Here is a 12,999-nt window from a genome sequence, read left to right as displayed (position 1 = left end):
GGCCGCGCCCGCGACATTTGGGCAGCGACTGTAGAAATCGCGGGCATGACCGGTCATACAACACTTCACTTAATGGCAGTGACGCAGCGCGCGGGAACGAGGAGGTTTTTACAACATTATCACAAACACTGAAGCTTGGGAGCCTCGCGTTTTTTAACTTATCTTGAGTTCATCGTACTATCCAGTAACATCTGAAAGGCTTCAGGCGTAATACTCAAGGTTCCTCGAAAAGGATTATCCATCGCAGCGATAAAAAACAGCATCAAGCCGACAAACAGCGAAAGAATACCGGACAAAGCCAGATGAATCGAGACCCTATCAATAGAGAACATCCAGATCAGGGCCAGGTTCAACGCCGCCCCGATCACCACCACATACCAGAGTTCCTCAGGCAATGAGGCCCCCACGCTTTGCTTTCCCGCCACCCGAGCCTCGATGAAAACGTTGAATTGCCGCAGCGCTTCTGCATGCAGAATCTCTTCACCCTTGGTCTTTGGCTCGAAAGCGAACAAATCTTTCTGAAAGTTCGTAACGCGCATCGAGCCGCCCATCGGAACTATCCCGCGCTGCTGGGCAGGCCAAGCCTCATCGATCACATAATGGACATATCCGCGTAGATGGTTTTGGTAGCTGCTCCGAACCGGTTCAGGATAGCTGGAAACATCCCGGTATAACGCGGCAATACTTGTCACCTCTCTTGCTACTTTACTGTCTACATCACTGAAGTTCTGGTAAGTAGCGACGGCGATCAAGCCGAGCATCAAACCGTAGAAAACGCCGTAAGCCGAAAGAAAATAGCTGACAAACTCGTTTTCTCCCCCCTGTTCAGACCCAAGCCATTTCCGTATCCACGGCCTTAACGTCAGCAGGCCAATCCAGGTATAGCTCAGGCAGACAAAGCACATCAACCCGGCCAGAAGCCCATTCGGAATATCGTATATCCAGTAAAACATTAACCATTATCTCCGGTAATCAATCATATATGGAGTCAGCAGGACTTTTGCCCTTATAACATAAAGTTCACAAATGCCTAGAGAAGTGCTGATTTAATCCTTCGACTAGCTCAGGATGAACGGTAAGTTTCTGATTTCGTTCATGGTGAGCTTGTCGAACCATGAGCGAAATCAATTTGTTCAGCGCTTCCCTAGGGTACACCGCTGACAGCATTTAAAACATCGATTCATCATAACGAAAGATACGGCCAATGGGATGAACTCCTCCCGCCTATCGGTATCAACGCGCCAGAATTCAAGTAAATTCCACGCGCTACGTCACAGCCATTAAGGAACATGTATAAATTAATTTAAGCAATCACCATGAAGGACATGAAGACTTAAATCCTTCATGTCCTTCATGCGCTTCATGGTTTAAAAATAAGATTTGCTCAAGTTATTTCATGCACGATCCTAAGTTAAGTGCGTAGGAGCGGGCCATTATGCTTAACTTAAAGCAGCGCGAGGCGTTTCCGCCTGATCGCGCAGTATCTGTGCCGGCCTGTATAGTTCGTCCTGGAAGTTTAAATATCTACGGACAAGTACTTAAGCAAAGATTGCGGATCATCACTTCCTCATCAGCGGGAACGATCAACACGGGCTTGTGACCGGCAAGACCGATGTCGGTCATTCCGAAATGGTTGGCTGTCTGATCCAACGCAAACCCAAGAAAACTCAAAGGAACGCAGATTTTTTCTCGGATTTCGGCCGAATGCTCGCCGATGCCGCCGGTAAAAACCAATGCGTCAATACCGCCCGCCTTGGCCGCAAAACCGCCTATCGCGGCCCTTACCTGACGGCAAAAATAATCGACCGCGAATTGGGCGTTTTCACTGTTACTCGAAAGAAGCTCGTTCATTTCCGAGCTTTCGCCCGCCGACAAAGCCATCAATCCCATCTTGTGGAAGACCATGTCGCTCAATTGTTCGGGATTGTAATGTTTCGCCAGTTCCAACATCACGCCGGGGTCGAGGTCGCCGCTTCGGGTTCCCATCGGAATGCCGCCCGCCGGGGTATAACCCATCGTCGTGTCCACGGATTTCAGGTTTTCCATCAGGCAAAGGCTGGCGCCGCTGCCCAAATGGGCGACGGCAACTTTTTTATAAGCCGCATCGCCGAGCATATCGGGCAAAACTTTGGCGATATAGGCGTAATTGAGCCCATGAAAACCGAAGCGGCGCAAGCCAAGCTCGTTCGGAATCGGCAGGCGTTTGGCCAAATCGGGCATGGTCGCATGAAAAGCCGTATCGAAGCAGACGACTTGCGGCGCGTTGAAACGTTGCAGGCACAAATCCAGCCCGAGCAAATTGCCCGGCAAATGCAGCGGGGCAAGATGGATCAGTTCTTCCAGCCGGCAACGCTCGGCCGCATCGACCCGCCTTGCCGAATCGCTAATATCGCCGCCGTGGACAAAACGATGCCCGACCCGCTCCGGCATATCGCCTTCCAGATCGTGCAGCAACTGATCGAATGCTTCCCGTTGATCACGCACATGCTCATAACGGAAATTGCGCCGCGCCCCGTCAGCGGCAAACAGGCTCGCCTTGATCGAAGACGAGCCGCTGTTGATCGTTAGAACCGAACGCTTCAATACGGCCACACCCAGTTATCAACCTCGGGCAAATCGGTGCCGTGTTCGTAAGCGTAGTTGCGGCATTCGATCTGCATGTCGCGCATGCTTTCTTTGACATGCGCGCCCGCCACGCGCAAAGACGGAACGCGGTTGATCGCATCGATCACCAGGCTGAAGCGGTCGATCTCGTTTTGGATTGCGAGTTCCAGCGGCGTATTGATGCTGCCTTTTTCCTTGTAGCCGCGCACATGCAGGTTCTTGTGGTTGTTGCGGCGATAGGCCAGGCGATGGATCAGCCAGGGATAGCCGTGGAAGTTGAACAGAACCGGTTTGTCCAGCGTAAACAGGCTGTCGAAATCCTTGTCCGACAAGCCGTGCGGGTGCTCTGTTTCAGGCGTCAGCTTGTAAAGATCGACCACGTTGATGAAGCGAATCTTCAGTTCCGGGAAATTCTCGCGCAGCAACACCACTGCGGCCAGCGCTTCCTTGGTCGGGATGTCGCCCGCGCTCGCGATAACCAGATCCGGTTCGACGCCTTGATCGTTACTCGCCCAGCCCCAGATGCCGATGCCTTTGGTGCAGTGCTTGATCGCCGCATCCATGTCCAGAAATTGCAGATGCTTTTGCTTGTCGCAAACGATCACGTTGATGTAATTGGTGCTCTTCAAGCAATGATCGGCAACCGACAGCAGACAGTTAACGTCGGGCGGCAGGTAGATCCGCGTCACCTCCGGGCTTTTGTTGACCACCACGTCGAGAAAGCCCGGATCCTGATGGGTAAAGCCGTTGTGATCCTGGCGCCAGACGGTCGAGGTGATTAAGAGGTTCAGCGATGACACCGGCGCGCGCCATGCGACTTCCTTGGACATCGCCAGCCATTTGGCATGCTGGTTGAACATCGAATCGATCACATGCACGAAGGCTTCGTAGGTGGAGAAGAAACCGTGGCGGCCGGTCAGCAGATAGCCTTCCAGCCAGCCTTCCAAGGTATGCTCGGACAGCATCTCCATGACCCGACCGTCCGGCGACAGTTCGCCGCCGCCCGCATCTTCCGGCAGATAGTCGGCCAGCCAGGTTTTCTTACTGGCCTCGTACACGTCGTCCAGCTTGTTCGAGCTGTTTTCGTCGGGGCCGAACACGCGGAAATTGTTCATATTCAAGCGCATGATGTCGCGCAGGAACTTGCCTAGAGGACGCGTGTTTTCGGCGCTGGTGGTTCCAGGCTTGGTCACGACGGCGGCATAGTCGCGGCAATCCGGCATGTGCAGGGCTTTGCGCAGCAGGCCGCCGTTGGCGTGGGGGTTGGCGCTCATGCGCCGAGCGCCCTTGGGTGCAAGGGCTTTGAATTCGGGCAGCAAGCGCCCGTCCCGGTCAAACAGTTGTTCCGGCTTGTAACTGCGCAGCCAGTCTTCCAGCTGTTTGAAATGCTCCGGCGTGTCGCGCACGTTGCCCAGCGGCACTTGGTGAGCGCGCCAGAAGCCTTCCACTTTCTTGCCATCGACTTCTTTCGGCCCGGTCCAGCCTTTGGGCGAGCGCAACACGATCATCGGCCAGCGCGGGCGGACCGGCTGGCAGCTAGCGCGCGCTTCCTGTTGGATACGGCGGATTTCCAGCACGCACTGCTCCATAGCGGCCGCCATAGCTTGGTGCATCGCGTCCGGGTCGCTGCCCTCGACGAAATAAGGCGTCCAGCCGTAGCCCTTGAACAGGTTTTCCAATTCTTCGTGCGGGATGCGCGACAGGATCGTGGGGTTGTTGATCTTGTAACCGTTCAGATGCAGGATCGGCAGCACCGCGCCGTCGCGGATCGGGTTCAGGAATTTATTGGAATGCCAGGAGGTCGCCAGCGGCGCGGTTTCGGATTCGCCATCGCCGACCACCACCGCAACAATCAAATCCGGGTTGTCGTAAGCCGCGCCGAACGCATGCGAGACGCTGTAGCCGAGTTCGCCGCCTTCATGGATGGAGCCCGGCGTTTCCGGCGTACAGTGGCTGCCGATGCCGCCCGGAAAGGAGAATTCCTTGAAAAATTGGCGCATGCCGTGTTCGTCTTCGCTCTTGTTCGGATAGGTTTCGCTGTAAGCACCCTCCAGATAAACCGGACCGAGCACGCCCGGCGCGCCGTGTCCCGGACCGGCCATAAAAATAGCATTCAGGTCGTACTTATTAATCAGCCGGTTGAGGTGGATATAGGTAAAAGAAAGGCCGGGGCTTGATCCCCAATGCCCCAGCAAGCGACTCTTCACATGCTCAAGCTTGAGCGGTTCGCGCAGCAACGGATTGTCGCGCAGATAAATCATGCCCGCGGCAAGATAGTTACATGCGCGCCAATAGGCGTCAATCTTGCTGATTTCTTCTTGGGATAGCTTCGTCTGTTGGGTGGTCATGGTTTATAGATCCGGGTTTGGTTTCATAGGGGACAATTGACTTTCGATATTAGACATTCTCATTATGACGCCTATATGACAGGCTGGCTAACACTACAAGGTAATCGCTCTTAAGTGCCCCAGTACCGCATGCTTATTCCGGTTCTTACCCTCCCACCTCAATTAAACTCAAACCACATCATACGAAGTCTCTTTTTTCCTGTCTTTTCTGGACATTATCCAGCGTTAAGGACCGTGCATAAATTAATTTAGGCAATTACCATGAAGAGCATGAAGGACATGAAGACTTAAACCTTTCATGCCGCTTCATGTCCTTCATGGTTAAAAAATGAAATATAAAACTTGCTCAAGTTATTTCATGCACGTTCCTAATCGGCATCGATAGCAGCTTGGACATACACTATCCAATTAAGTGATTACGCGCTGACTTTTAAGTAATTTACCAAAATGGAACAACAAATGTTGACTCGACAAATGATAATCATTATTATTTGCAACCATGAACAAACAACTTCCCCCCTCTACAGAACCTTTAGACTTAACGCTGTCGACAAAACAGGACACAACGCCTGTTTTACGACCACCAGGGAAGGTGGAAGTGCCGGCAGTGACGGGATCACAGCTGGTGCGGCAGAGGTTAAACAGCGCGGAGCTATTTAGCTCGGGCCGCGAAGTTGTGATCGAGCACGCCGGTGAAGAATACCGATTACGTTTAACGCGCCAGGACAAATTAATCCTGACCAAATAATTTGTAAAAAGCAGCCAGCCATCAACCAACACTTCCGCTGTTGGTAGCCAGCCAATGTCAAAGAAACGCTGCATACCGCGGCTTCGGCAGACTTTATCCTGCCCAACATTTGGATGGTGAAATCAATGAACTCAATAAATTCAAATAAACGACACAAGAAAGTAAGCCTTGCCGGTAACGCCGATTGTCGCGTGGTGTTTTGTCCCGATTGCGGCACCCTAGAGATAAATCTGGGCGAAACTAAGATACGCACCAATTGCGAATCGCTGCACATACTCAGCTCAGTCTTAAACCACGCCAAGGTGCGGATCGCCCAGATGCAAGATGCGGCGCCGGCGCATCGCAATACTCAGCCGGCAATAGGCCGCGTTCACTAAAAATCATCCTGAAAACCCCTGCCCCTGAGTCACACGCTATCGGCCAGGAACATATATAAAGCATCGGTTTCATCGCCGATCCAGATAAATCTACTACATAACACAAATCAGCCACCCAGCTTTCTTGCCAGGCAGCCACCACTATAAATATTAAGGGGAAAGGCATGTCGAAAAGAAATACGGCTTTAAAGAAAGCAAGCTGGCGGCTGGCCGCATTATTGCCGCTGGGAGCCGCGCTGAACGGAATGGCGATGGCCGCCGAGCGCCCAGCCAAAGCGCAGGCTGCCGAAAAAAAAGAAATCACCCTGCCGGCCGTTAAGGTTAAAGCGGCGCGCGATAATACCTCCGACAATTACAAAGCCGGCAGCTCGACGGCCGGCACCAAAACCGACACTCCGCTGATAGAAACGCCCCAATCGATCTCGGTGATTACCAGCGATCAAATGGAAGCGCAAAATGTCAGCACTATGGCCGAAGCCTTGCGCTACACGCCCGGCGTGCAAAGCGAGACCTTCGGTTTTGAACCGCGCACCACCTTCATCAAAATTCGCGGCTTCGATGCGACGGAAACCGGGCTTTACCGCGACGGCCTCAAACTCAGCAATCCCGGCTTCGCCGTAGGTTACAGCCTGGAACCTTATGGCGCGGAACGCGTTGAAGTGCCGCGCGGACCCGCGTCGGTACTTTACGGACAAGCCAGCCCCGGCGGCTTGGTTAACTACGTGTCCAAGCGGCCGACATTCGACCCGTTCCGGGAAATCAAGTTTGAAGCGGGAACTTACGACCGCTTCCAAGGCGAAATCGATGTCGGCGGCGCGCTTGATGAACGTAAAACGCTGGCCTATCGCGTCACCGGCTTGGTGCGCGACAGCGAAACCCAGGTCGATTTCATCAAAGACAACCGTATTTATGTCGCTCCGGCGCTGACCTGGAAGCCCAGCGACGATACGACGCTGACTTTTTTAAGCCATTACCAAAAGGATGACACCAAACCCTCGCAACGTTTACCGGCCGAAGGCACGTTGCGCACCAATGCCAACGGCAAAATCCCGACCAACCGTTTCACCGGCGAGCCGAATGTCGATCAATACAGCCGGGAAGAGTTTGCCGTCGGTTACGCCTTGGAGCATCGCGTCAACGATGCGCTGACGTTGCGCCAGAACACCCGTTACTACAACAACGAAGTCGATGACCGCTCCATTTATACGACCGCATTGCTGGCCGACCAACGCACGATCAGCCGCGCATTGTATGAAAGCTTCGGCAAAGTCCACGGCTTCAACCTCGACAACCAGGCCCAGTTTAAATTCTCGACAGCGGTACTGGATCATACCTTGCTGTCGGGCCTCGATTTTCAACATGTCGGCTCCAATTCGCTGCAAACTTACGGCGCCGCGCCGAACCTCGACATTTTCAATCCGGTCTACGGCTCGGCGGTTGCGTCCGCTCCGGTCTTTAAAAACGAGGATGCGACCCAGAACCAGATCGGGCTTTATCTTCAAGACCAGATCAAATTCGGCGAGCACTGGCGAGCGACATTGGGCGGGCGCTATGACCGCGCGGACAGCGTGATCAAAAACAAGCTCACCGGTTTAAGCACAACGCAGGACGACAATGCACTGACCGGCCGCGCCGGCCTGGTGTACGTGGCCGACAACGGCCTGGCCCCGTACTTCAGTTATGCGCAATCCTTTCTTCCCGCGCTGGGCACCGATGCGGCTGGCAAAGCCCTTAAACCCGAAACGGGGGAACAATATGAGTTCGGCGTCAAATTCCAGCCGAAAAACCAAAACAGCTTCGTCACGCTGGCTTATTTCGACCTTACGCGTACAGACTTCCTGACCCCCGACCCGATCACTTATGCGAATGTGCAACGGGGCGAAGCCAATTCCCGCGGCGTCGAACTGGAAGGCGTCGCCAGTTTGGATAACGGCTTAAACCTGACCGGCAACTATACCTACCTGAATGCGGAAGTGACCAAGAGCTCCTTTACCGCCGAAATCGGAGAGCCGCTTGAATACACCCCCGAGCACAAGGCTTCTGTATGGGCCGATTACACCGTACCGGCCGGTATCGCCAAAGGTTGGGGCGTGGGCGGCGGCGCACGCTATATCGGCACATCGTTCGGCAACAGTTATGCCGCCAAAAACACGATCGAAGTACCCAGCGTGGTCTTGTTCGATGCATCGACGCATTACAAATGGAAGCAATTTCAGTTCTCCATCAATTTGCAAAATGCGCTTGATAAAGAATACGTCGCCACGGCCTTTACCAGCGGCGGCGAGTTCGCAACGTTCGGACCGAGACGCGTCGTAACGGGTTCCGTCAAATACAGTTTTTAATCCAGGCCGCTACAGCGTTAAAGCCCGCTTTACCGCTGTAGCGGCAAACATTCACTCGACCCAGGAGAAGCACATGAGTAGCGACACTTTCATACTGAAAGCAGTAAAAACTCCCGCAGAAAAAAACAGGGAGAGCTCACAGAATCCTGACTTCATCTTCACCGATAAAAGTCTGCATCACTACGAAGAAAGCCTGCTAAAAGGCATTGAACTGATACAAAAAAGCATGTCGGCCGCTGACAAACCGTTCAGCGGCGTCCTGCCGCACGAGCTTGCGGCCCAATTTCACTCGATCGATTTAAATCGATCGTGCAACGATCTTAACGACGCCTTGGCGGAAATTGAGCAACTCTATCTCAATCATGCGATTTATTTTCATCATCCTCACTATGTCGCCCATCTGAACTGCCCGGTTGCGGTGCCCGCCATTTTGGCCGAACTGCTGTTGACCTCGATTAATTCCTCGGTGGACACCTGGGATCAAAGCGCGGGCGGTACGCTGATCGAACAAAAACTGATCGACTGGACCGCGGAAAGAATCGGCCTGGGCGCGGAGGCGGACGGCATTTTCACCAGCGGCGGCACCCAATCCAACCTGATGGCGATGCTGCTCGCGCGCGACAGTTTCTGCGCAAAAAAATGGCGACATAACAATAAAGCGCAGGGCTTGCCGGTAGATTTCCGCAAATTGCGCATTTTCAGCTCGCAGATGAGCCATTTCAGCGTGCAAAAAGCGGCGGCGATACTGGGCTTGGGCTATGACTCGGTGATTTCCGTTCCTTGCGACCGCTATTTCAAAATGGACGCCCAGGCGCTGGAACAGGCCATCGAGCAGTGTCTGGCCGACGGCTTAATCCCGATGGCGGTTGTCGCCACCGCCGGCACGACCGATTTCGGCAGCATCGATCCCTTGCCTGAAATCGCCGAACTCTGCCGCATTCATCAATTATGGATGCACGTCGATGCCGCTTATGGTTGCGGTTTGCTGGTATCGCCCAAGTTTCGCCATTTGCTGGCGGGCATCGAGTCCGCCGATTCGGTCACCGTCGATTATCACAAATCTTTCTTGCAACCGGTCAGTTGCAGCGCGTTCCTGGTCAGGAACAAGCACTATTTAGCCGTAGTCACCCACCATGCCGAATACCTGAACCCGCTCAGCCAAGCCAATGAAGGCACGCCCAATCTGGTCAATAAAAGCATCCAGACCACCAAGCGCTTTGACGCGCTGAAACTCTGGCTGACCCTCAGAACGATGGGCGCCGACCAACTTGGCGCGGCGTTCGACCGGAACATCCATTTGGCGAAACAGACTTATTTACTGCTGCTGTCGGAACAAAGCATCGAAGTGATCCACCAGCCGCAGCTGAGCACGCTGGTGTTCCGTTACCGCCCGTCCCGGCGACATTCGGAACACGACATCGACCGCGTTAACGCCTATATCCGCAAAGCCCTGTTCAGGTCCGGCGAAGCGGTCGTAGCAAGCACCAAAGTACATGGCAAACAATATCTTAAATTCACTTTACTGAACCCGTTGACGACTATCCAGGACATGCAGGCCGTGCTTAAACTGATCACCCATCATGGGCAAAACTACTTCAATTCACCCGACAAAACCGTAACCCAAGCGGCCCACCCGGCCGCCAACCAGGCATTCATCAAGGAGGCCTGCGATGCGTGAGATCACTTATGATGTAATTGGCATCGGCGTAGGTCCGTTTAATTTAAGCTTGGCTTGCCTAATGCAACCGATAGAAGGCTTGAACAGCCTTTTTCTGGACAAAAGCCAGGGCTTTAACTGGCACCCGGGCATTTTGCTGCAAGACGCGCATTTGCAGACCCCTTTCCTGTCCGACCTGGTGACCTTGGCCGACCCGACCAGCCCGTTCAGCTTTTTAAACTACATCAAGCAGCAAGGCCGGATTTATTCGTTTTACATCAGGGAAAACTTCTTCCTGATGCGCAGCGAATACAACCAATACTGCCAATGGGCGGCGAGCAAGCTGGACAATGTCGCATTCAACACCCACGTCGGGCAAATCGAGTACGACGAGAGCCTGGGCTGTTATGTGATCCAGTCACAGTGCATGAAAACCGGGAAAGCCAAAACTTACCGTGCGAAAAAGTTGGTGCTGGGCACCGGAACCCTGCCCTACACGCCCGCGTGCTGCCTGGAAACGGCCGACAAATCGGTGCATTCATCGCAGTATTTGCGGCACAAGAAGACGCTGCAACGCAAAAAGTCGATTACGGTATTGGGCAGCGGGCAAAGCGCCGCGGAGATTGTTTACGACCTGCTTCAGGACATCGACAGTTACGGCTATGAACTGAGCTGGATAACCAGATCGCCCCGATTCTATCCGCTGGAGTACAGCAAGCTGACGCTGGAAATGACTTCGCCGGAATATGTGGACTATTTCTACCAACTGCCCGCGCACAAACGGGAGCGTTTAATCGCCGGCCAGAAAAACCTGTACAAGGGCATTAACGGCTCCTTGATTAACGACATTTACGACCTGATGTACGTTAAGCGCTTAAGCCATGATTTCCGGGTTAATTTGTTGACGAACTCGGAATTAAAAGCCGCCGAATTCAATGCCGGTGACGGGCGTTTTGAGCTGGAATTCTTTCAAGACGAGCAGGAGACGGGCTACAGCCACCGCACTGAAGGGCTGGTGCTGGCGACCGGCTACAGTTACCAGTTGCCGGCGTTTATCGACGGCATCGCGTCGCGCATTCAGCGGGATCCGCAAGCCCGGTTCGCGGTCAACAGGAACTACAGCATCGACCCTAATGGCGACGAGATATTCGTGCAGAACGTGGGACTGCATACGCACGGCTTCGTCACGCCGGACTTGGGCATGGTCTGCTACCGCAATGCCTGCATTATCAAAGCCGTCACCGGCCAGGAGCATTACCCGATAGAGCAAAGCATCGCCTTTCAGCGGTTCTCGGCGCCGGAAGAAAAAGTCAGCGCCGTTGAGCCATCCGGGGTTTTAGTATGAATCCGCAGCTGAAATTTTTTCTCGTTGCGATGGTCACGGTTTCGGTAATCAGCGACTCGATGCTGATTCCCTTTTATCCGCAATTCTTTGCCGCCGCCTTTTCGATAACGGCCCCGCAACACATCGGCCTGTACCTCAGCGCAAGCTGCTTTGTCGTCATGCTGGCGTTTCCGTTATGGGCCGCCGCGGCCAAACATATGCCGGTGCTCAGGCTGTTGATTTATACGCAATTTGCCGCGGGCGTATTGAGCATATTGTGTTATGAATCCGGCTCGCTGCCGGAGTTCTGGTTCGTGTCGCTGTTGATGATGGTGTTTAAAGCCAGTTATCTGCTGATTTACCCTTTTGTGATGAGCCTTGAACACAAAGACAAGCACGGCGGCACGATCGGGCTGCTGTCGGTCATCGTACACCTGGGCGCCATAGCCGGCGCGGGCATCGGCGGTTTTGCGCTGGATCTGTTCGAACCGCGACTGATCTTTCTGTTGATGTCGGTAGGCGATTTTTTACAGATGCTGGTGTGCGCGTTCCTGCTCGGCAAAGATAAAACCGATGCGGAAGCATCGCCGGAGGCTCCGCAATATACGGCGGAACAGGCGGCAGAGGTTTTAACCGGGAGCCTGGTTTATAAACTGGGCTTGGTCATGCTGCTCTTCTATTTCAGCGTTTACCTGATACGGCCTTTCTTCTCGCGCTATTGGGAAGCTGTCTCCGCATGGAACGGCGGGATTGTCACCGGCTTGGTTTTCGCCATACCGGGGGCTATCGCATTGCTGGCGCTGTGCATCAATAAAAACATGCGCAGCAGCAAGCACGGGATTGTTTCGGCGGCTTTACTGGGCATGTTCGGGCTGTTGCTGCAAGCCTCCGGGCAGCAGGCGATTGTGCTGTTGGGCCGATGCCTGTTCGGCTGGGCGCTGTTCCAGGCCACCGTCCGTCTGGACTTGCTGTTATTCGAAGTCAGCACGCCCGCATCTTATGCCGCCGACTTCAGCAAGATCTATTTTTTTCAAAGCCTGGGCGCGCTGATTGCCTCATATACCGCAGGTTCGTTAGTCGCCGCCCAAGGCCTGCAAATGCCCTTTATCGCGGGCGCCTTGGGACTGGTGCTGACGGCTTTTTTGTACGCGCTGCTGTTCAAGGCGGCGCCAAAGCCTATGAATGCGGTTATGGAAACGTCGTAAGGGGTGCTGACGCAGCACAATGTTTATAACTTGTTTTTATTACCATGAAGGACATAAAGATAATGAAGGGAAGTAGTTGTAGGCCGGAATAAGACCACCCAAGCCTGTCCTGAGCTTGACGAAGGGCGCAGCGCGTGGTGGCGTTTCCGGCGAATCCGGGCGGTGTGCCGGAAACGCTTGTTCTCGCTGACGCTCGAAAAGCCTTATTCCGGCCTACAGGGCTGATGTTACGCACGGATGGTACTTCTCCCGTTTGCCGCGCCGAGCACCGGAGCTTTTATCGAGAACAGCCCGTAGGGGTGCGGCAGGGATGCCGCACGTCGGCAGAGGGGCAGGAGCCCCTTCTGCTGACCCTCGATAAAAGTGAGGAGCGCAGGAAGCAAGCGGTAACCGG

General features: G+C 54.0%; 9 protein-coding genes. 6 read left to right on the top strand and 3 right to left on the bottom strand.

The window, feature by feature from the left end; translation table 11 throughout:
* Positions 1 to 158: 158 nt before the first annotated feature.
* From V3O24_RS16225 to V3O24_RS16215, 3 genes are all read right to left on the bottom strand, one after another.
* Positions 159 to 953, bottom strand: a complete 795-nt coding sequence (locus V3O24_RS16225; protein WP_331308023.1) for a hypothetical protein — start codon at positions 951 to 953, stop codon at positions 159 to 161.
* A 571-nt stretch (positions 954 to 1,524) separates the two neighbouring features.
* Complete coding sequence (locus tag V3O24_RS16220) at positions 1,525 to 2,592, bottom strand: acetate kinase (RefSeq protein ID WP_331308022.1); 1,068 nt, start codon at positions 2,590 to 2,592, stop codon at positions 1,525 to 1,527.
* Complete coding sequence (locus V3O24_RS16215) at positions 2,580 to 4,952, bottom strand: phosphoketolase family protein (protein WP_331308021.1); 2,373 nt, start codon at positions 4,950 to 4,952, stop codon at positions 2,580 to 2,582. The genes V3O24_RS16220 and V3O24_RS16215 overlap by 13 nt, the downstream gene beginning before the upstream one ends.
* Positions 4,953 to 5,544: 592 nt before the next feature.
* Here V3O24_RS16215 and V3O24_RS16210 point away from each other — a divergent pair.
* The 6 genes from V3O24_RS16210 to V3O24_RS16185 all read left to right on the top strand — a co-directional run bounded on the left by V3O24_RS16210 (position 5,545) and on the right by V3O24_RS16185 (position 12,605).
* Entirely contained in the window at positions 5,545 to 5,700 is a 156-nt protein-coding gene (locus tag V3O24_RS16210; RefSeq protein ID WP_331308069.1) for a hemin uptake protein HemP, read from the top strand.
* Between the two features lie 125 nt (positions 5,701 to 5,825).
* Complete coding sequence (locus V3O24_RS16205; RefSeq protein ID WP_146083301.1) at positions 5,826 to 6,077, top strand: hypothetical protein; 252 nt, start codon at positions 5,826 to 5,828, stop codon at positions 6,075 to 6,077.
* 164 nt (positions 6,078 to 6,241) lie between these two features.
* The gene (locus V3O24_RS16200; protein WP_331308020.1) at positions 6,242 to 8,419 is read left to right on the top strand and encodes a TonB-dependent siderophore receptor; all 2,178 of its coding nucleotides are present in this window, start codon (positions 6,242 to 6,244) and stop codon (positions 8,417 to 8,419) included.
* Between the two features lie 73 nt (positions 8,420 to 8,492).
* Positions 8,493 to 10,097 (top strand): aspartate aminotransferase family protein, encoded by a 1,605-nt coding sequence (locus V3O24_RS16195; RefSeq protein WP_331308019.1) that lies wholly within the window; start codon positions 8,493 to 8,495, stop codon positions 10,095 to 10,097.
* Positions 10,090 to 11,421, top strand: a complete 1,332-nt coding sequence (locus tag V3O24_RS16190; RefSeq protein ID WP_331308018.1) for a lysine N(6)-hydroxylase/L-ornithine N(5)-oxygenase family protein — start codon at positions 10,090 to 10,092, stop codon at positions 11,419 to 11,421. The genes V3O24_RS16195 and V3O24_RS16190 overlap by 8 nt, the downstream gene beginning before the upstream one ends.
* A complete protein-coding gene (locus V3O24_RS16185) occupies positions 11,418 to 12,605 on the top strand; it encodes an MFS transporter (RefSeq protein WP_331308017.1) in 1,188 nt (395 codons plus the stop codon). The genes V3O24_RS16190 and V3O24_RS16185 overlap by 4 nt, the downstream gene beginning before the upstream one ends.
* Positions 12,606 to 12,999: the final 394 nt, after the last annotated feature.

Origin of the sequence: Methylobacter sp. Wu8 (assembly GCF_036440755.1) — a bacterium.
Classification (GTDB): domain Bacteria; phylum Pseudomonadota; class Gammaproteobacteria; order Methylococcales; family Methylomonadaceae; genus Methylobacter_A; species Methylobacter_A tundripaludum_A.
Note: the sequence above shows the minus strand (reverse complement) of the source record. Positions and strands in the feature narration are given on the sequence as shown.

Excerpts from the sequence above, each read along its gene's own strand:
- V3O24_RS16225 (WP_331308023.1), bottom strand. The coding sequence starts at position 953 with ATGTTTTACTGGATATACGATATTCCGAATGGGCTTCTGGCCGGGTTG.
- V3O24_RS16215 (WP_331308021.1), bottom strand. The coding sequence starts at position 4,952 with ATGACCACCCAACAGACGAAGCTATCCCAAGAAGAAATCAGCAAGATT.
- V3O24_RS16205 (WP_146083301.1), top strand. The coding sequence starts at position 5,826 with ATGAACTCAATAAATTCAAATAAACGACACAAGAAAGTAAGCCTTGCC.
- V3O24_RS16200 (WP_331308020.1), top strand. The coding sequence starts at position 6,242 with ATGTCGAAAAGAAATACGGCTTTAAAGAAAGCAAGCTGGCGGCTGGCC.
- V3O24_RS16195 (WP_331308019.1), top strand. The coding sequence starts at position 8,493 with ATGAGTAGCGACACTTTCATACTGAAAGCAGTAAAAACTCCCGCAGAA.
- V3O24_RS16190 (WP_331308018.1), top strand. The coding sequence starts at position 10,090 with ATGCGTGAGATCACTTATGATGTAATTGGCATCGGCGTAGGTCCGTTT.
- V3O24_RS16185 (WP_331308017.1), top strand. The coding sequence starts at position 11,418 with ATGAATCCGCAGCTGAAATTTTTTCTCGTTGCGATGGTCACGGTTTCG.